This is a genomic window from Paeniglutamicibacter selenitireducens (assembly GCF_051550675.1).
Taxonomy (GTDB): Bacteria; Actinomycetota; Actinomycetes; order Actinomycetales; family Micrococcaceae; genus Paeniglutamicibacter.
This window is the reverse complement of sequence record NZ_JBPULF010000002.1, coordinates 1-17,970: the sequence shown is the minus strand read 5'-3', so window position 1 is coordinate 17,970 and position 17,970 is coordinate 1. Positions and strand designations below refer to the sequence as shown.

General features: G+C 69.2%; 15 protein-coding genes and 1 pseudogene. 9 read left to right on the top strand and 7 right to left on the bottom strand.

The genetic code is table 11. The annotated features are described in order from the left end of the window. The first annotated feature begins 81 nt into the window (after positions 1 to 81). The 3 genes from ACSYDW_RS03625 to ACSYDW_RS03615 are packed head-to-tail and all read left to right on the top strand — an operon-like array spanning position 82 to position 2,880. Positions 82 to 1,062, top strand: coding sequence for an ABC transporter permease (locus ACSYDW_RS03625; protein WP_438337346.1), 981 nt, complete (start codon positions 82 to 84; stop codon positions 1,060 to 1,062). Next, positions 1,055 to 2,128: an iron chelate uptake ABC transporter family permease subunit gene (locus tag ACSYDW_RS03620; protein WP_438337345.1), complete on the top strand. Its 1,074-nt coding sequence runs from the start codon at positions 1,055 to 1,057 to the stop codon at positions 2,126 to 2,128. Before ACSYDW_RS03625 ends, ACSYDW_RS03620 begins: the two co-directional genes overlap by 8 nt. Beyond that, a complete protein-coding gene (locus tag ACSYDW_RS03615) occupies positions 2,125 to 2,880 on the top strand; it encodes an iron ABC transporter ATP-binding protein (RefSeq protein WP_438337344.1) in 756 nt (251 codons plus the stop codon). The genes ACSYDW_RS03620 and ACSYDW_RS03615 overlap by 4 nt, the downstream gene beginning before the upstream one ends. 172 nt (positions 2,881 to 3,052) lie before the next feature. Here the strand turns inward: ACSYDW_RS03615 and ACSYDW_RS03610 are convergent, their stop codons facing one another. The 3 genes from ACSYDW_RS03610 to ACSYDW_RS03600 form a co-directional block, all read right to left on the bottom strand. Continuing rightward, positions 3,053 to 4,519, bottom strand: coding sequence for an amino acid permease (locus ACSYDW_RS03610; RefSeq protein WP_438337343.1), 1,467 nt, complete (start codon positions 4,517 to 4,519; stop codon positions 3,053 to 3,055). A gap of 329 nt (positions 4,520 to 4,848) precedes the next feature. After that, entirely contained in the window at positions 4,849 to 5,175 is a 327-nt protein-coding gene (locus ACSYDW_RS03605) for a hypothetical protein (protein ID WP_438337342.1), read from the bottom strand. Continuing rightward, positions 5,176 to 5,358 (bottom strand): hypothetical protein, encoded by a 183-nt coding sequence (locus ACSYDW_RS03600; protein WP_438337341.1) that lies wholly within the window; start codon positions 5,356 to 5,358, stop codon positions 5,176 to 5,178. 641 nt (positions 5,359 to 5,999) lie between these two features. On the opposite strand from ACSYDW_RS03600, the gene ACSYDW_RS03595 reads away from it, so the two are divergent. After that, on the top strand, positions 6,000 to 7,046 hold the full coding sequence (locus ACSYDW_RS03595) for an ABC transporter substrate-binding protein (protein WP_438337340.1): 1,047 nt from the start codon (positions 6,000 to 6,002) through the stop codon (positions 7,044 to 7,046). A 98-nt stretch (positions 7,047 to 7,144) separates the two neighbouring features. On the opposite strand, the gene ACSYDW_RS03590 is transcribed toward ACSYDW_RS03595, so the two are convergent. Continuing rightward, on the bottom strand, positions 7,145 to 7,996 hold the full coding sequence (locus tag ACSYDW_RS03590; RefSeq protein ID WP_438337339.1) for an MBL fold metallo-hydrolase: 852 nt from the start codon (positions 7,994 to 7,996) through the stop codon (positions 7,145 to 7,147). A gap of 113 nt (positions 7,997 to 8,109) precedes the next feature. Here ACSYDW_RS03590 and ACSYDW_RS03585 point away from each other — a divergent pair, with 113 nt between their 5' ends. From ACSYDW_RS03585 to ACSYDW_RS03575, 3 genes are read left to right on the top strand one after another with little or no spacing between them, the layout of a single operon-like run. Further along, positions 8,110 to 9,174, top strand: a complete 1,065-nt coding sequence (locus ACSYDW_RS03585; RefSeq protein WP_438337338.1) for a FecCD family ABC transporter permease — start codon at positions 8,110 to 8,112, stop codon at positions 9,172 to 9,174. Next, positions 9,171 to 10,283, top strand: coding sequence for a FecCD family ABC transporter permease (locus tag ACSYDW_RS03580; protein ID WP_438337337.1), 1,113 nt, complete (start codon positions 9,171 to 9,173; stop codon positions 10,281 to 10,283). The genes ACSYDW_RS03585 and ACSYDW_RS03580 overlap by 4 nt, the downstream gene beginning before the upstream one ends. 8 nt (positions 10,284 to 10,291) lie before the next feature. Next, on the top strand, positions 10,292 to 12,301 hold the full coding sequence (locus tag ACSYDW_RS03575) for an SIP domain-containing protein (RefSeq protein WP_438337336.1): 2,010 nt from the start codon (positions 10,292 to 10,294) through the stop codon (positions 12,299 to 12,301). Between the two features lie 191 nt (positions 12,302 to 12,492). Here the strand turns inward: ACSYDW_RS03575 and ACSYDW_RS03570 are convergent, their stop codons facing one another. Further along, positions 12,493 to 12,945 carry a MarR family winged helix-turn-helix transcriptional regulator gene (locus ACSYDW_RS03570; RefSeq protein WP_438337335.1) on the bottom strand — a complete coding sequence of 151 codons (453 nt, stop codon included), beginning with the start codon at positions 12,943 to 12,945 and terminating at the stop codon, positions 12,493 to 12,495. Between the two features lie 106 nt (positions 12,946 to 13,051). Here ACSYDW_RS03570 and ACSYDW_RS03565 point away from each other — a divergent pair. Continuing rightward, positions 13,052 to 15,034: pseudogene (locus ACSYDW_RS03565) on the top strand (ABC transporter ATP-binding protein). Between the two features lie 4 nt (positions 15,035 to 15,038). Here the strand turns inward: ACSYDW_RS03565 and ACSYDW_RS03560 are convergent. Beyond that, positions 15,039 to 16,649, bottom strand: coding sequence for an HNH endonuclease signature motif containing protein (locus ACSYDW_RS03560; protein ID WP_438337334.1), 1,611 nt, complete (start codon positions 16,647 to 16,649; stop codon positions 15,039 to 15,041). Between the two features lie 99 nt (positions 16,650 to 16,748). Then, entirely contained in the window at positions 16,749 to 17,216 is a 468-nt protein-coding gene (locus ACSYDW_RS03555) for a MarR family winged helix-turn-helix transcriptional regulator (protein ID WP_438337333.1), read from the bottom strand. A gap of 127 nt (positions 17,217 to 17,343) precedes the next feature. On the opposite strand from ACSYDW_RS03555, the gene ACSYDW_RS03550 reads away from it, so the two are divergent. Continuing rightward, positions 17,344 to 17,919 (top strand): NADPH-dependent FMN reductase, encoded by a 576-nt coding sequence (locus tag ACSYDW_RS03550; protein ID WP_438337332.1) that lies wholly within the window; start codon positions 17,344 to 17,346, stop codon positions 17,917 to 17,919. Positions 17,920 to 17,970: the final 51 nt, after the last annotated feature.

Below are 17,970 nucleotides of genomic sequence, written 5' to 3'. Positions count from 1 at the left end.
TGGATGGTGGCGGCCCGGCCGTGAGGCCCGGCCCGCCGCTGTCCGGGTGTTTGGCGTAAGGACCGGAACGGCTGCAGCCTGATGACATCCACAACAACCCGCGCCGGCTCCAAGGGGCGGCTCTTTGAACCCAAGCTCCTGATCGGCATCGCCGTGGTGGGCCTGCTGCTGGTGTTCTCCCTCTTCACCGGGGTCTACGACATTTTCGGGGCCGACGACGGCGGGGAGATGTTCGCCATCACCCGCATCCCGCGCACCATCGCCCTGGTGCTGGCCGGGGCGGCCATGGCCATGTGCGGCCTGGTCATGCAGCTGCTGACGCAGAACCGCTTCGTCGAACCCACCACCACCGGGACCACCGAATGGGCGGGCCTCGGCCTGCTGCTGATCATGATCGTGAACCCCGAGGCCAGCATCATGGCCAAGATGGTGGCCGCAGTGGTGGCCGCGTTCATCGGCACCATGATCTTCTTCCTCTTCCTGCGCAGGGTCTCGCTCAAGGCATCGCTCACGGTACCGATCGTGGGCATCATGCTCGGCGCGGTGGTCGGCGCGATCTCCACCTTCATCGCCCTGCAGACCAACATGCTCCAGTCCCTGGGCATCTGGTTCGCCGGCTCCTTCACCTCGGTGCTGCGCGGGCAGTACGAGGTCCTCTGGATCGTCGCCCTGGTGGGTGTCGCCGTCTTCGTGGTGGCCGACAGGTTCACAGTGGCCGGCCTGGGGGAGGAGATCGCCACCAACGTCGGGCTGAACTACCGCCAGGTGATGCTGCTGGGCACCGGGCTGATCGCCATCGCCACCGGCATTGTCACGGTGGTGGTGGGCAACCTGCCGTTCCTGGGGTTGATCGTCCCCAACGTCGTCTCCATGTTCCGGGGCGACGACCTGCGCGGCAACCTGCCCTGGGTGTGCCTGCTGGGCATCGGGATCGTGACGGTCTGCGACCTGGTGGGCCGCACCATCATCATGCCCTTCGAGATCCCGGTCTCGCTGATCCTCGGCGTCGTGGGCTCCGTCGTCTTCATCGCACTACTTCTGAGGCAGCGGAAAAATGCCTGAAACAACACTTACCGAAGCAACCCACGCCGCACCGCGCAGCACGCCCCCCGTGACGGGGTCCGTACGGCGCAGCTCCGGCCCGCTGCCCACCCGGGCCGTGGGACGGCGCTACTGGATCGTGCTGGGCATCCTGGTTCTCCTCTCCCTGGGCTTCGGCTACGGGTTGCTGGCCTGGGAGAACCCCATGCCGCCGGGGTCCCGCGGGTTCTGGCTGATCGCAGAAATGCGCGGCACCAGCATCCTGGTGATGCTGGTCGTCGCGTTCTGCCAGGCCATCGCCACCGTCAGCTTCCAGACTGTGACAAACAACCGCATCATCACCCCCTCGATCATGGGCTTCGAGTCCCTCTACGTGGCCGTGCAGACCACCGCCGTGTTCCTGCTGGGCGCGGCCGGGGTCACCGCGGTGCGGGGGCTTCCGCAGTTCGTGCTGCAGGTGGCAGTGATGGTGGGCCTGTCGGTGGCGCTCTACGGCTGGCTGCTCTCGGGCAAGTACGGGAACCTGCAGATCATGCTGCTGGTCGGCATCGTGATCGGCGGCGGGCTGGGCTCCATCTCGGCCTTCATGCAGCGCCTGCTGACCCCCAGCGAGTTCGACATCCTCACGGCCCGCCTGTTCGGCTCGGTGACAAATGCCGACCCCGCCTACTTCCCCGTGGCGATCCCGCTGTGCGTGGTCGCGGGAACGCTGCTCATCCTGGGATCCAAGCGGCTGAACGTCGTCTCCCTGGGCCGCGAGGCCAGCATCAACCTGGGCCTGAACCACAAGGCGGAGGTCATGCGCGCGCTGCTGCTGGTCTCCATCCTGATGGCCGTCTCCACGGCGCTCGTCGGCCCGATGACCTTCCTCGGCTTCCTGGTGGCGACGCTGGCCTACCAGCTGGCCGACACCTACGACCACCGCTACATCTTCCCCGTGGCCGTGCTGACCGGCTTCGTCGTGCTCTCCGGCGCCTACTTCATCATGAAGAACGTGTTCTACGCCCAGGGCGTTGTCTCGATCATCATCGAGGTCGTGGGCGGATCGGTCTTCCTCTTCTTCATCCTCCGAAAGGGCCGCTTGTGATCTCCCTCGCCGACGTCACCAAGAACTACAGCACCGAGGTGGCCATCGGCCCCGTCGATATCCGGATCCCGGCCGGCGGCATCACCGCGCTGGTGGGCCCCAACGGCGCGGGGAAGTCCACGCTGCTGACCATGGTCGGGCGCCTGATGGGCATCGACGAGGGCTCCATCGAGATCGGCGGGTTCGACGTGGCCTCCACCTCCTCGAAGGACCTCGCCAAGATCGTCTCGATCCTGCGCCAGGAGAACCACTTCGTGACCCGGTTGACAGTGCGCCAGCTGGTGGGCTTCGGCCGCTTCCCGCACTCCAAAGGCAGGCTGACGGCGGCCGACGAGGAGATCATCTCCCGCTCGATCGACTTCCTGAACCTGGGCGAGCTGGAGAACCGCTACCTGGACCAGCTCTCCGGCGGCCAGCGCCAGCGCGCCTACGTGGCGATGGTGCTGGCCCAGGACACCGACTACGTGCTGCTGGACGAGCCGCTGAACAACCTGGACATGCAGCACTCGGTGCAAATGATGCAGCACCTGCGCCGCGCGGCCGAGGAGTTGGGGCGCACCATCGTGATAGTCCTGCACGACATCAACTTCGCGGGCCACTACGCCGACCGCATCTGCGCGGTGAAGAAGGGCAAGGTCGTGGAGTTCGGGACCCCCGAGGAGATCATGACCGACGAGATCCTCACCCGCGTCTTCGAGACCCCGGTGAGCGTTGTCGAGGGCCCTCGCGGCCCGCTGGCCGTCTACTACTAGGCCCTCGCGGCCCGCTGGCCGTCTACTACTAGGCCCTCGCGGCCCGCTGGCCGTCTACTACTAGGCCCTCGCGGCCCGCTGGCCGTCTACTACTAGGCCCTGCAGGCCCGTCCGGGTCCGGGTACCCAAGCCCCGGCACCCAAATGCCGGGCATCGTGCGTAGGCGGGACGCTCAGGCCCGGGCCGGGTCCCACGTGGCGGCAAGCTTCGACTTGTGGCGGCCGTAGCCCAGGTAGATGGCAGCGCCGACGGCCATCCAGATGGCGAACACCACCCAGGTGGTCACGCCGAGGTTCAGCATCAGGTAGCCGCAGAAGGCGATGGCAAGGATCGGGGTCAGCGGGTAGAGCGGGACCTTGAAGGTGCGCGGCAACTCCGGCTGCGTGCGGCGCAGCACGATGACGGCAAGGGAGACCAGCGAGAACGCGAAAAGCGTGCCGATGCTCGTCGCGTCGGCCAGCTGCCCCAGCGGCACCAGGCCCGCCACCAGCGCCACCGAGCCGCCGGTGATCCAGGTGCCGGCCACCGGTGCGCCGTTGCGCTTGGAAATGCGCCCGAATACCGCCGGAACCATGCCGTCGCGGCTCATCGCCACCAGGATGCGCGTCTGCCCGTAGAGCACGGTGATGACGATGGAGACGATGGACAGCACGGCACCCGCGGCGAAGAGCAGCGACACCCAGCCCTGGCCGGTGACCTCCTCAAGCAGCTGCGCCAGCGCTGCCTCCTTGCCCTCGAACCAGTTCCACTGACGCGCGCCGATCGCGGAAACCGCCACCAGGATGTAGAGCGCGGTGATGATCGCCATCGAGAGCACTATCGCCCGCGGCAGGTCTCGCTGCGGGTTCTTCGCCTCCTCGCCGGCCGTGGAGGCGGCGTCGAAGCCGATGTAGGAGAAGAACAGGCGCGCCGCCGCGGCGGAGACGCCCGCGGTGCCCATCGGCAGCAGCGGATCGAAGTTCCCGGAGGTGAATGCGCTGAAGGCGATGACGATGAAGAAGAGCAACACGGCGATCTTGATGAACACCAGCACCGTGTTGACCACAGCGGATTCGCGGGTTCCGCGCACCAGCAGCACCGTGGCGAACAGGACGATCGCCAGCGCGGGGATGTTGAACACGCCGCCGTCGGTGCCCGGGGGATTGGTCAGCGCCGCGGGCAGGTCGATGCCCATGGTGCGGGCCATCTCGTTGAGGTACTCGCCGGCCCCCACGGCGATGGCGGCGACCGACACCGCGTATTCGAGCACCAGGCACCATCCGCAGATCCAGGCCAGGCCCTCGCCCATGGTCGCGTAGGTATAGGTGTAGCTCGACCCGGACACCGGCACGGCACCGGCCATTTCCGCATAGGAAAGCGCGGCGAACAGCGCCGCCAGCCCGGCGATTGCAAAGGAGATCCACACCGCGGGGCCCGCCATCGGCACCGAGGAAGAAAGCACCACGAAGATGCCGGTGCCCAGCGTGGCGCCGACGCTGATCATGGTCAGGTGCAGCAATCCGAGCGTGCGGCGCAGCTTGGGCCCCTCGCCGGTTCCGTTACCGGCCTCGGCGATAAAGGCCTCGATCGGCTTGCGCGCGCCGAGTTGTTGGCGCAGCGTGGGCCTGCTCGTGCCCTGTGCAGTGTTTCGCGTGGTCATGCAGAGAATCTTCGCATCCCCCGGAGCCGGCGGTTTCGGGGTTGGACCAACCCGAAACCACGAAAAGACCCGCAATATGCAGGTCAATGAATAGTTATTAGCAGTGGACCGAGGTTCAAGATGTGGGCAAACTTACCCTCAATTCACGGATAAGTATGAGTTTTGGTGTGGAACGGGTGCCGTGGATTGAAAATTCGGAAATCATGTCATACAAATTCATTCACTCCGGTGATGATCTTTATGCAACCTTTCCAAGGCCGTGATGCCCGCCAGGGCGGCACCGACCCGGTGGGGTCGAGGCGGTGCGAATCGGCAGATCCGGAGCCGTGTCATGAAAGGAATGGTTCTTGGTTCACCGGAGTGAATCCCTTGTGCCGGTTCGGGCGCCGTGAACGTCTAGGTTTCCTGCGGAAGTCCGCCGGATCGTATTCGAAGAATCCTTGCAGGTATCCGCTGGAAAGGCCCATGATTTCTACTTCGACACGTACTCTTCCGGCACTTTGGCCGTTGAGCTTCCGTAGCTGAAGGAGCGCCTTGTCGGCCGCGTCCCGCGTGGTGAACACGCCATGGAGCAGGTCGGCATGCCCTGCGCGTTCGTTGCGTTCGTTCTGCCATCGATAGATCCCCCAAAGGGGGCGGCTCGCCGGTTCGCCCATCTAGATCGTCACGGGTTCGTCAAGCAAAACATCCAGGGGCAGTTCGCGAATGTCCCAGCCGTCGGGGTAGTCCGTAAAGCCTTCGGCATCGCGATGGAGGGCTATGGCTTCGCGCGCCGCTTCTTCTGAGTCGAAGAGCCCGATCGTAATGATGCTCTGCGTGTCCTTGCGGACGTTGGGCAAATTGCTGATCCTGCAGTGGCGCAAAAGCCACACGGTCCCTGCCATAGGTTCCCCCCTGGTTCTGATCGTGGTCGCCTGTTGATCGGATCCTAGCCGATGTGGATCCGGCTCGGAACAACGTAGAAGAGCCTGTGCACAGGGAGAACGCGCATGTGTGTCGTTCCGAATTGATTCCTGGGCGACAAGCGTGGTGCCGGTGCTGCCCCGTCGGCGGTAAGGTTTTCGGGCAGTTCCCCGGGAATGCCATGGCCGTGTGGCATTTGGGTGGCATCGAGGAAGCCGTTTCACCGGCCGTTCACGGGAGCGCTCCGAGGTGACGGTCATGGCCGGCGCGGCTGGCGTCGTGGTTTGACTGGATCTGGGGCGGAGGCGGAACTGTGCGGGACTCGTTTCGTCAACCGATTCATTCGGCACCGTCCGAGCGCAGTGATTGATATGAGCTTCGTCACTATTGGCTTGCGCGAATGCGCCACTTCTCGCGGATTCCCCTCCGAGACCCCATCCCGGGCCTCGATTACGCCAATCTTGCTTTGCGTAATTGGATTTAGCAAGGTTAGCCTTACTTGTCACCTGCTTGCGTAACGTTGCGTTCCCCATGGCTTGCGCGGGCATCTTGTATGAGTCACCGAAGGATCTATTTCATGGAGTTCTCCCGACGCACCGGCCTCTTCGCCGCAGCCGCTGCCGCCATTGCCCTGAGCCTGACCGCATGCGGTAGCGCCGCCCCGGAAGCCTCGAGCACCTCGCCTGCCGCAACGGAGTCAGCGTTCCCCGTCACCGTCGAGCACATCTACGGCACCACCGAGATCCCCAAGAAGCCCGAGCGCGTGGCAACGGTTTCCTGGGTGAACGCCGATGCCGTGTTGGCCTTGGGCGTCGTGCCCGTCGGCATGGCCACAGATGTCTGGGGCAACAACGACAAGAACTCCACCGACTGGAAGGACGCCAAGCTCGAAGAGCTCGGCGCGCCGATCGGCAGCGAGAAGGCGCCGGTCCAGTACGCGGAAGCGGACGGCGTGAACTTCACCGCCATCGCCGAGACCCAGCCGGACCTGATCGTCGCCGGATACTCGGGCCTCACGAAGGACGAGTACGACAAGCTCTCCAAGATCGCTCCGGTCATCGGCCCGGTGGCACCGAACTACACAGCAAAGTGGCAGGACGTCACCACCGCGGTCGGCAAGGCACTCGGCAAGGATGCCGAAGCCAAGGCACTGGTGACGGAGCTCGAAGGCAACATCGCTGCAGCAGGCGCAGCCCACCCGGTCTTCAAGGACACCACGTTCATCGCGGGCAACCTCGAACCAGCAGACGGCGGCATCAACCTCTACGCCTCGGGCGACAACCGTCCGCGATTCCTCTCCGCGCTGGGCATGACCCAGGCGCCGATCGTTGACGAGAACGTCAAGGAAGGCGAGTTCTACCTGCCGTGGTCGGCGGAGCGCGGAAACGAGCTTGAATCCGACATCTTCTTCACCTGGATCCCGGCCGGCTCGAACATCGAGGACGTCACCAAGAACAAGCTCTTCGCCCAGATCCCGGCCGTCGCCAAGGGCGGACTGGTTGCCGTGGACAACGACATGGACGTGCTTGCCGTATCGGCAACCTCGCCGCTCTCCATCCAGTGGGCCATCGACAAGGTGGTTCCGAAGCTGGCGGCCGGCGCCGAGGCGGTCGCAGGAAAGTAGCAGCCAACCGGCGATGCCTTGCCCCGGGTCACCATCCCGGGGCAAGGCGGACCCTGGGAAGCACGGGCATGCTCCACAACCACCGACGCCGCGAGCCGCTAGAGCTCGCCACGATCTCCGAGGTAGCGCAGTTGCGCAGCCACGGAGATTTCTGCTGCCCGGCGCACCGAGGGATCCACATCCGCGTAGACCGCATCCGTGACCTGGGCGATGCCGGGTTGGACGGTGCCGGAGGCACGCAGCCCCGCGACGGCCGCGCGGATCTGGTCCAGACGCTGCAGGCGATGTGCACGGTACTGGCCAACGACACGGTGCAGCGAGGCCAGCACGGGACCGTGTGCCGGCAGCACCAGGGCATCGGGCGCCGAGGCCAGGCGCTCCAGGGTTGCGAGGTAGTCGCCCAGCGTGCCGTCGGGTGCATCGAGGACGGTGGTGCCGCGGCCCAGGATGGTGTCGCCGGTGAGCATGGACCCGTGGCGCCCGCCGTCGGGTGGGAAATCGGGCAGGAAGCCGGGCCGGAAATCGTCGGGCAGGTGGAAGCACAGCGAGTCCGAGGTGTGGCCCGGGGTGGCGAGTACCTGGAGGCGCAGTCCGGCGGCCTCGATCCATTCGCCGTCGCGCAGCGGATCCGCCCCGCGGCAATGCTCCGGCAGCAACGCACGCACGGGCGCGCCGGTGAGCCGGTGCAGGGTGTCGATTCCCTCGGTGTGGTCGTGGTGCCGGTGGGTGACAAGGACCAGCTCCACCGACTCGGCGGCCAACGCCGCCAGGTGGCCGGCATGCTCCGGGCCCGGGTCCACGACCACCGAGGCCCGGCTGCCGGCACCGCGCAGGATATAGGAATTGGTTCCCTCCAGCGACATCGGACCCGGGTTGGGGGCCAGGCGGACCGCGGCCAGGGAAGAGACCTGCGCGGCGGGGACGGAATCCGGGTGGGGCTGCATGCTCATGGGGCCAGTCTAGGGCGCGACCCCGGGGCCGCCTCCGGGAAGCACGGCACCACGCGGCGGGCGCCTGCGGCGGCACACAGACAGAACACAGGGACAAACACGGGGACAGAGGGATGAGACAGAATCTACCCACCGCGGTGGCCGCAGCGACGGTTTCCGCCGAGGCGCGACCCGCGCGGCGGCGGGGCCCGCACCCGGCCGCGATCGTCCTGGTGCTGCTCGGAGCGCTGCTTGCCGCAGTGTTCCTCTCGCTGCTTGTCGGAGCCCGCGGCATCGCCCCGCACACCGTGTGGGAGGCGCTGACGGCCTTCGACCCGGCCAACGGCGACCACGCGGTGGTCCAGTCCCGCGTCCCGCGCACCGTCGCTGGACTGCTCATCGGTGCGGCACTGGGCCTGGCCGGTGCCGGCATGCAGGGCATCGCCCGCAATCCGCTTGCCGACCCGGGCATCCTGGGCGTGAATGCCGGGGCCGCGCTGGCCGTGGTGCTGGGCATCCACTTCTTCGCGGTAAGCACCCTGCAGGGCTACATCCTGTGGGCGTTCGCCGGGGCCGCAGCCGCCGCGGTGCTTGTCTACCTCGTCGCGAGCCTCGGCCGCGAGGGTGCCACGCCGATGAAGCTGGCGCTCGCCGGCGCCGCGATGGCGGCGGGCATGGGCTCGCTCACCAGCGCCGTGCTGATGGTGGGCCAGGAGGCGCTGGAGCGCTTCAGGTTCTGGCAGGTCGGCACGCTGGGCGCCCGGGAGGTCCCGGAAATGCTCTCGGTGCTGCCCTTCCTGGCGCTGGGCGCGCTGCTGGTGCTCTCCGGTGCCCGGCTCTTCAACGCGCTCTCGCTCGGCGACGATTCCGCGCGCGGGCTCGGCTTCCGGGTGGGGCGCGGGAGGGCCATCTCCGCCCTGGGCGTGGTGCTGCTCTGCGGTGCCGCCACGGCGCTGGCCGGGCCCATCGGGTTCGTCGGGTTGATTGTGCCCCACGCGGTGCGCGCGCTCGTCGGCTCCGACTACCGGTGGCTGCTGCCGCTGTCCATGCTGGCCGGGCCGGTGCTGCTGTTGGCGGCCGACGTGCTGGGCCGCGTCATCGCCCCGCCCGCCGAGGTGCAGGTCGGCGTCATGACCGCCGTGATCGGCGCCCCGGTCTTCCTGCTGTTGCTGCGCCGCGGACGGAAGGTGTCCCTGTGAGTGTCCGACCCGACGTGGAGCGCGCCGCAGCCCCCGAAAACCGCACACCTGTGGAACCCCCCGGTTCCCGAACCGGTGGCCCGCGCGGGTCCAAGCGCCGGAACAAGCCCGGGGCCAAGCGCGTCCGGCGTGGTTCCGTGGCCGTGTTCAACGTGCTGGCCGCGGCCGGCATCCTGGCCGCCATCGCCCTGGACCTGCTGGCCGGACGCAGCCCCATCGAGCTGCCGGACCTCCTGGCGGCCCTGGGCGGGGAGCGCGTGCCGGGTGTCTCCTTCATGCTGTGGGAGGACAGGCTGCCGCAGGCGGCGGTCGGCGTGCTGGCCGGAGCCGCATTCGGCGCCTCCGGGGCGATCTTCCAGCGCATGCTGCGCAACCCGCTGGCCAGCCCCGACGTGATAGGCGTCGGCTACGGGGCGTCCGCCGCGGCGGTGACAGGCATGCTGCTCTTCGGAGCGCAGGGGATCGGGCTCTCGCTCATCGCCTGCGCCGGGGCGCTGGCCGTGGCGTTGTTCATCTACGCGATGGCCGACGCCGGCAAGCACACCGGGCCGCGGCTGGTCCTCGCGGGCATTGCGGTGGCGGCGCTGCTGCAGGCGCTGATCCAGTACCTGCTCACGCGCACCGATGTGCGCACGGCGTCGGACGCCCTGCGCTGGCTCACCGGGTCCCTCTCGGCGAGCACCTGGGAACGCGCCGGCCTGCTGGCCGCGGCGCTGGCCGTCCTGCTGCCGTTGCTGGTCCCGGCCGCCGGCAAGCTGCGCATCCTGGAACTGGGCGACGACTCCGCCGCGGGGCTCGGCCTGGCCGTGCGCCCGGCCCGGCTCTCACTGATCCTGCTGGGCGTCGGGCTGACCGCCGTGGCCACCGCGGTGACCGGGCCGCTGGCGTTCGTCTCCTTCCTGGCCGGGCCGCTGGCGATCCGCCTGTGCGCCGGTCGCAGCAACCTGGGATCGGCTGCGCTGATGGGCGCGCTGCTGGTGGTGGGCGCGAACTTCATCGCCTCCAACATCGTTCCCGACATAGAATTGCCAGTCGGCGTCGTCACCGGCGCGCTGGGAGCACCGTTCCTGATCTGGGTCCTGGTGCGCACCAACAAGGAAGGAACCTGAGGCCACACATGGCACTTCTTGAAGCACAGGACCTGACGCTCGCCTACGACGCGGTGAGCATTGTCGACGAGCTGTCGCTGCAGCTGCCCAAAGGTGAGGTGACGATCATCGTGGGCGCCAACGGCTGCGGCAAGTCGACGCTGCTGCGCGGGCTGGCCCGGCTGCTCAAGCCCGCCGGCGGCAAGGTGCTGCTGGACGGGCAGGACATCCACACTCGCCCGGCGCGCGAGGTCGCCAAGCTGCTGGGCCTGCTGCCGCAGACCCCCACCGCCCCCGACGGCATCACCGTGCGCGAGCTGGTGGGCCGCGGACGCTACCCGCACCAGGGCTGGTTCAAGCGCTGGAACGCGGAGGACGAGGCCGCCGTGGAGCGCGCCATGAATCTCACCGGCACCGCCGATTTGGCCGAGCGCCCCATCGACGAGCTCTCCGGTGGCCAGCGCCAGCGCGTCTGGATCGCGATGGCACTGGCGCAGGAAACCGAGCTGCTGCTGCTCGACGAACCGACCACCTACCTGGACGTGGCCCACCAGCTGGAGGTGCTCGATGTCATCTCCGAGCTCAACCGCACCCGCGGCACCACCGTGGTGATAGTGCTGCACGACCTGAACCTCGCCGCCCGCTACGCCGACCACCTGGTGGCGCTGAAGCACGGCAAGATCGTCGCTGCCGGGCACCCGGCCGCGGTGGTCACCGAGGACCTTGTCAAGAGCGTGTTCGGCATGCCCTGCCGGGTCATCCCGGACCCCGTCGCCGGAACCCCGCTGGTGCTGCCGATCGGCAGGCACCGCGTGCTGCGCGCCGAGTCCGTGCTGGCCGCCAGCGGCATCTACCGCACGCGGCCCCCGGAGGTGGAGCCGGAAACCGGCATCGGAGCACCCTCGCCGGCGCCCGCCGAAGCCCAGGAGCCGGACGACGCCGGGGCGCCGGATGAACCCCTTGTTGAAGCCACGGTCGAAGCGGCAGCCGAAGCCGGTGTGCCGGAGGCCGCGCCGTTGCGCCGGGCCGAGGAGGTCAGCGAGATGCTGGCCTTCGCCACCCGCGTCGTCGCTGTGGAAAACGTCGGGAAGAACTTCCGACGCGTCACCTTCGCCGGTGCGGACCTGGCCCACTTCGGTGCCGGGGACGCGCCGCTGGACCTGCGCATCAAGCTGATGATCCCGCCGGTGCCCGTGGACGACGCCGGGGCGCCCGGGAACACCCGGGGCCTCGGGCTGCCCGGGGAATTCTCCTCGCTGCGCCCCGGTGCCCTGCTGGCAGAGGACGAGGCCGCGGGGTGGTACCGGCGCTGGCTGGCGCTGCCGGAGGCGGAACGCGGATCCATGCGCACCTACACGGCGCGGGCGTTGCGCCCGGCCGGGCACCGCGACAACCGCGGCGCCGAGCCGGAGCTGGACATCGACTTCGTGCTGCACCTGCGCACGGAGGGAGGCAAGCTCACCGGCGGGCCGGCCACGGTCTGGGCCGCGCAGGCCCAGCCGGGCGACGAGCTGCTGGTCCTGGGCCCGAACGCCGCGCTCTGCGACGCCGGCTACGGCGGCATCGAGTTCCGCCCCGGGACCGCCACCCGCATCCTGCTGGCCGGCGACGAGACGGCGGCCCCGGCGATCTGCTCGATCCTCGAGTCGCTGCCGGCGGGCATCACCGGGCACGCGCTGATCGAGGTCCCGACCACCGAGGACATCCAGGGCTCGTCCACCCGCTCGGGCGTTTCGGTGCAGTGGCTGCCGCGCGGGTCCCACCCGCACGGCGAGCTGCTCGCCTCGGCGGTGCGCGCCGCCGTGGCGATCCCCGCCGCCGGTGCCGTGGTCACCGGCGCGGAACCCGAGGACGTCGACGTCGACGAAACGATCCTGTGGGAAACCGCGACCGCCTCCACCCAGCCGTTCTACGCCTGGCTGGCCGGGGAGGCCGGCATGATCAAGGAGTTGCGCCGCTACCTGGTGCGCGATGCCGGAATGGACCGCAAGCAGGTCGCGTTCATGGGGTACTGGCGCCGCGGCAAGTCCGAGGGCTAGCAGCGGGTCGACGGCGCTGGATCGACGGCGCTGGGTCAACGACACCAAGGGCATGACACCAGGGCGCGCTGCCCGTTCCGCACGATGCGGAACGGGTGGCGCGCCCTGTGGCGTGTCAAGGGGTCCCCGATCTCGCCGCGGGACCGGGGCTGCCCTGTGCCATGCCGGGGCAGCGCAGGGCGGAGTGGAGGCTACATCGGGCCGAGCTGGGTCAGGATGCGGGCCAGCTCGGCGCGGTCCCGGGCGTTGAGTCGGCCGAAGTACTGCTCGGTGTGCCCGCGCCGCGCGGCACGCACCCTCTCGGAGAGCCGCTGCCCCGAGTCGGTGAGCCTGACCAGCGTGGCGCGCCGGTCCACGGGATCCGCCGTGCGACGCACCAGCTCCTTGGCCTCGAGCTGGTCGATGACCTCGGTGGCCGAGCGCGGTGCGATGTGCAGGCGTTCGGCAACGTCCTTGAGCCGCAGCCCCTCGCCGGCGGTGGAATCCGCGGCGCTGCGGGCCAGCGCCTGCATGGCGCGGAACTGGTGCGGGGTCAGTTCGAAGGGCGCCAGCTGCTCCACCCACGAGTGCCGCAGGGACCGGAACGCGCGGTGGAAGAGTTCGGAGAGGTCGCCCTGGGCGGGGGAGTCGGCGCTGGTTGGCATGCCATCAACTCTACTTCACGTTTGACCGGCAGCCACATAGTGAGGTAACCTCAACAATGACGCGGTGCGACTCCCGCACCCACGACCACCACGAAAGGTGGTGCCCATGGTGGAACCGACTTCCGTTTCCGGTGCGGCCCGTCCGGGTGGCACGGCGCCCGGCGCCCACGGGGTGCGCGGCGGAGGCCCGGGCGGCCCCGTCGCCCGCCTGAACCCCGCCGACAGCAGGCAGCTCAAGCTCCACCCGGTGAAACCCTCGCGGATCGCCGCCCTGTTCAAGTCCCACCGGCTCACCATCGCCGTGGTGGTGCTGCTCATATCCGCCGCCTCGGTGATCGGGCTGGCCCAGCCGTTCCTGATCCGCGCCATCATCGACGACGCGCTGCCGCACGGCAACACCGCCCTGCTGGCCTGGCTCGCCGGCGGGCTCGTCGCCGTGGCGGCGGCCACCGCGGCGATCGGCGTCGTGCAAACCTGGATGGCCACGAAGATGGGCCAGCAGGTCATGCACGACCTGCGGACCAGGCTGTTCACGCACCTGCAGGCCCAGTCGCTGGGGTTCTTCACGCGCACCCGCGGCGGAGAGGTGCAGTCGCGGCTGACCAACGACATCGCCGGGATGCAGAACGTGGTGACCTCCACCGCCACCTCCATCGCCTCCAACCTGACGACGGCCGTGGCCACCGCCATCGCGATGGCCGCGCTGTCCTGGCGGATGAGCCTGCTCTCGCTGGTGGTGCTGCCGCCTGCCATCTGGCTATCGCGCAAGGTCGCGCTCATGCGCCGTGACGTGACAACCGCCCGGCAGCGGGAACTGGCCGCCATGTACACGCAGATCGAGGAGGGGCTCTCCGTCTCCGGCATCCGCCTGGCCAAGACCCTGGGCACCACGGGCCGCGACGTGCAGCGTTTCTCCGCCTCCTCGCACCGGCTCATCGACCTGGAAATGCGCAGCCAGCTGGCCGGGCGCTGGCGCATGGCCACCATGGGCATCGTGTTCGCCGCGATCCCCGCGGCCATCTACCTCGCGGCCGGCTTCCCGGCGACCTCCGGGGGCATGAGCATCGGAACGCTCGTGGCGTTCACCGCGCTGCAGGGCGCGATCTTCCGGCCCGTCATGGGCTTGCTAAACGTGGGCGTCCAGTGGGTCACGGCGATGGCGCTCTTCAGCCGCATCTTCGAGTACCTGGACCTGTAGCCGGAGATCAAGGCGCCGGCGAACCCGGCGGAGCTGGACCCGGCGCGCGTGCAGGGACGCGTGCGCTTCGAGGGCGTCGGCTTCTCCTACTGCGACGGCGACGGCGGCACGCAGGTGCTGCACGGGGTGGACCTGGAACTGGAACCGGGCACCGCCACGGCGGTGGTGGGGCCCACCGGATCGGGCAAGTCCACGCTGGGCTCCCTGCTGCCGCGCCTGCACGATCCGAGCTCCGGGCGCATCACCATCGACGGCGTTGACGTGCGGGACATCGCCCCCCAGGTGCTGGGCCGGATCGTCGGAGTGGTCTCCCAGGAGACCTACCTGCTGCACGCCTCGATCCGCGAGAACCTGCTGCTGGCGGACCCCGACGCCGACGACGCGACGCTGTGGAAGGCGCTGGCCTCCGCACAGATCGCCGACCTGGTCGCCGGGTTGCCCGACGGGCTGGACACCCTGGTGGGTGCCCGCGGCCACCGCTTCTCCGGCGGCGAGCAGCAGCGTCTGGCCATCGCCAGGACCATCCTGCGCAACCCGCGGGTGCTGGTGCTTGACGAGGCGACAAGCGCGCTGGACAACGCCACCGAGGCGCTGGTGCAACAGGCGCTCGACCGCCTGGCGGTCGGCCGCACCACGCTGATGATCGCCCATCGGCTCTCCACGGTGGAGAACGCCGACCAGCTGGTGGTGCTTTCCGGCGGCAGGATCCTGGAGCGCGGGACCCCGGGGCGGCTGCGGGTCGCCGGCGGCGCGTATGCGCGCTTGGTTGCGGCCGGCGCTGAAGGTGCCGAGGACGTCGACGGCGTGGACGGCGGCGCGGACCCCGGGGACGGGGTGGGCCATCCGGCAGGCAGTTCCGACGGCTGGGCCGCGCTGCAGCGCACCGGATGAGCGGCTAGAAAAGCGTGGGCTTGGCCGGCTGCCAGTGGGTGTTGCGGCGGGGCACCTGCTCCGGGTCCAGGTAGCGGGGCAGCACCACGTGCGGCAGTCCGTCGTGGATCACGACCCGCAACTCGCCGTTGTCGATCATGTGGTGGTGGGCGGTGCACGCCGGATGGCAGTTGGCCACGCTCGTCGCCCCGCCGTCCTGCCACTGCACGATGTGGTTGAACTCGCACAGTTCCGGCGGGACGGTGCACCCGGGGTAGAGGCAGCCGCCGTCGCGGGCCAGCACGGCGTGCTTCAGGGGTCCGGGCAACAACCGTTTTTCCCGTCCGACGTCCAGGACCTCGCCCCGGCCGCCGAGCACCACGGGGATCACCCCGTCGTTGGCGAGCATCCGCCGCACCCGGCCGACGGGGATCTCCAGCCCGTGGGCAGAGTATCCCGCGCCGCGGGCCAGTCCCATGAGGACATCGAGCTGGATGAGGACCACCAGGCGGGCGGCGGGCGGGGCGCCGGTGGGGCCCGCGCCTTGGCCCCGGGTGCCTTGGCCGCGGGAATCGGTGCCTCCGGCCGGCTGGCCGGGCCACCGCATCGCGTTGACCAGACCCTGCAGGTGCCGCTGCGGGGCGCTCAGCCCGTCGGCGCCGGGGATCGTGGAGTTGAAGCGGTTCTTGAAGGCGTCGGAAAAGTCGAAGTCCGGCAGCTGCGGCAGGGTTTCGCCGGTGCCGGTGCCCGTCCGGGTGCGCGGATTGTCGGACCGGGCGAAGAACGACAGGAGGATCTCGGCGTCGTCGTTGGCCAGGCATACGTTCAGGTAGGTGAAGTGGCGGGTGCGGCGGGTGATGAAGACGCCGGTCTTCGTGCGGACCTCCTCCGGCGTCGGCTGCTCGGCGGCGGCGTCCAGCCCGTCGGCGATGGCGTCGAACAGCTTGCCGGTCTCCCGCGCGGTGCCCTCGGCCACGGAGCGTGCCACCTGTTCCTCGACGCGGCCGGCCAGCTCGCGGGCATCGGGCCGGGCCTCGATGCCGGGTCGCAGCCGGTCCAGCTTGCGGGCCGCGGCGGCAACATCCTTCACGCGGGCGGCGCCCGCGTCCAGCTGCCCGGCCAGGACCGGGAAGCGCGGTCCCTGCGGGATCCCGTTGACGTCGGTCCCCGGCAGCAGCAACCAGGCGGCGTGCAGCCGGTCGCGGGCCTCGAAGTAGGTGATGCCCAGCATGCGCTGCAGGGCCTCGGGGGTGTTCCTGAACTCGAGCCGCCCGGTCGGGACGGTGCGCGGGTCCTCCGGCAACGGGCAGCGCCCCAGCATGTAGTCGCCGGGGTCCTCGGCCACGGTGCGCAGCGCGGTCAGGGTTTCCGGCGGCAGCTCGTGGATGAGCGTGCGTTGTGCCGTCCCCGCGGCCCGGATCTGGGCGAGCTCCATGCGCTGGGTGTGCCGCTCGAGGACCGTGGCGTGGAATGCCGCGCGGGTGGGCGATCCGGTGTCCCGGGAGATTTCCTCGCAGAGTGCCTCGCACATCCGCATCGCGACAAGCAGGGCGCGCAGCGTGTCGTCCGGGGCCGCCCGGTGGCCCGGGCCGGCGGGGTGACCCGCGACGGATTCGACGAATTGCGCTGTTTCCATGCACCCAGCATGCGCACGGCGCGCCACGGCAGGTCCGGACGGTGCGCGGGTTGTGGAAAAGTGCCGGCGGCCGGCGGCCGGCGGGCAGCGGCCGGCGGGCTACCAGAGATCGCGTTCGACGACGGCGGCGCGGACCTTCGTGAGGATGGAACGCAGCTGCTCCTGCTCGCCGGCATCGAGCGGGTCGAAAAGGGACCGGCGCACGAACTCGACGTGGTCGGGGGCCGCCGCGCGGATGGTGTCCCACCCGGCGTCGGTCAGCTTGATCTCCTGGCCACGCCCGTCGGTGCTTGCCGCGCAGCGTTCAACGAGCCCCTTGGCCTCCATGCGGCGCAGCAGGTGCGAGAGCCGGGAACGTTCCCACTGCAGCGTGCTGGCCAGGTCCCCGGAGCGCAGCCGGCCCGGGGCGGCCTCGGAGACGGCGGCAAGCACCGAGTACTCGCCGGTTGACAGCCCGGCATCGCGGTTGAGCTGGCGGTCCATCGCGCTGGGGTAGCCCCAGAGGAACTCGCGGAACTCGAGCCAGAGTTCCTGCTCGTGGCTGCTGAGCCAGCGGGGCTCGTCCATGGTGCTCCTCACAATTCCTCACAGTTGTTGACACGTCAATTGTTTCGCATCATGATTGAAACATCAAGTTTTTGGTTGACGTGTCAGTCGGTTCGCCGGCGCGTCGCACAGTACAAGGAGATCACGCATGACCAAGATTGCCATCATCACCGGTTCGACCCGCCCCGGACGCAACAATGCAGGCGTTGCGCAGTGGGTCCTGGAGCAGGCGCAGCTGCGCGGCGACGCAGACTACGAACTGGTGGACATCGCGGACTTCAAGCTGCCGCTGCTGGACGAGGCCTACCCGGCCGCCTACCAGAACTACCAGAACGACGCCACCAAGGCCTGGGCAGCAAAGATCGCCGAGTTCGATGGTTTCGTGTTCGTGACCCCCGAGTACAACCACTCGGTCGCCCCGGCCCTGGCCAACGCGCTGTCCTACCTGAACGCCGAGTTCGCCAACAAGGCCGCCGGCATCGTCTCCTACGGCTCGGCCTACGGCGTGCGCGCCGTCGAGCACCTGCGCGGCATCCTCTCCGAGCTGCAGGTCGCGCACGTGCAGAAGACCGGCATGTTCTCCCTGTTCACCGACTTCGAGAACTTCTCCGTCTTCAAGCCGACCGAGCTGCAGGCCGCCTCGCTGGCACCGGTGCTTGACCAGCTGGTTCCGTGGACCGTGGCCATGAAGTCGGTGCGCGACGCCGCACTGGTTTCCGCCTAGCAGGCGGACCCCGGGCGGGGGGGGGGGGCCCCGGGGGGGGGGGGGCCCCCC

Bases quoted from the DNA above. Each gene is read 5' to 3' on its own strand.
- ACSYDW_RS03625 (WP_438337346.1), top strand. From the start codon at position 82: ATGACATCCACAACAACCCGCGCCGGCTCCAAGGGGCGGCTCTTTGAA.
- ACSYDW_RS03620 (WP_438337345.1), top strand. From the start codon at position 1,055: ATGCCTGAAACAACACTTACCGAAGCAACCCACGCCGCACCGCGCAGC.
- ACSYDW_RS03610 (WP_438337343.1), bottom strand. From the start codon at position 4,519: ATGACCACGCGAAACACTGCACAGGGCACGAGCAGGCCCACGCTGCGC.
- ACSYDW_RS03605 (WP_438337342.1), bottom strand. From the start codon at position 5,175: ATGGGCGAACCGGCGAGCCGCCCCCTTTGGGGGATCTATCGATGGCAG.
- ACSYDW_RS03595 (WP_438337340.1), top strand. From the start codon at position 6,000: ATGGAGTTCTCCCGACGCACCGGCCTCTTCGCCGCAGCCGCTGCCGCC.
- ACSYDW_RS03590 (WP_438337339.1), bottom strand. From the start codon at position 7,996: ATGAGCATGCAGCCCCACCCGGATTCCGTCCCCGCCGCGCAGGTCTCT.
- ACSYDW_RS03585 (WP_438337338.1), top strand. From the start codon at position 8,110: ATGAGACAGAATCTACCCACCGCGGTGGCCGCAGCGACGGTTTCCGCC.
- ACSYDW_RS03575 (WP_438337336.1), top strand. From the start codon at position 10,292: ATGGCACTTCTTGAAGCACAGGACCTGACGCTCGCCTACGACGCGGTG.
- ACSYDW_RS03570 (WP_438337335.1), bottom strand. From the start codon at position 12,945: ATGCCAACCAGCGCCGACTCCCCCGCCCAGGGCGACCTCTCCGAACTC.
- ACSYDW_RS03560 (WP_438337334.1), bottom strand. From the start codon at position 16,649: ATGGAAACAGCGCAATTCGTCGAATCCGTCGCGGGTCACCCCGCCGGC.
- ACSYDW_RS03555 (WP_438337333.1), bottom strand. From the start codon at position 17,216: ATGGACGAGCCCCGCTGGCTCAGCAGCCACGAGCAGGAACTCTGGCTC.
- ACSYDW_RS03550 (WP_438337332.1), top strand. From the start codon at position 17,344: ATGACCAAGATTGCCATCATCACCGGTTCGACCCGCCCCGGACGCAAC.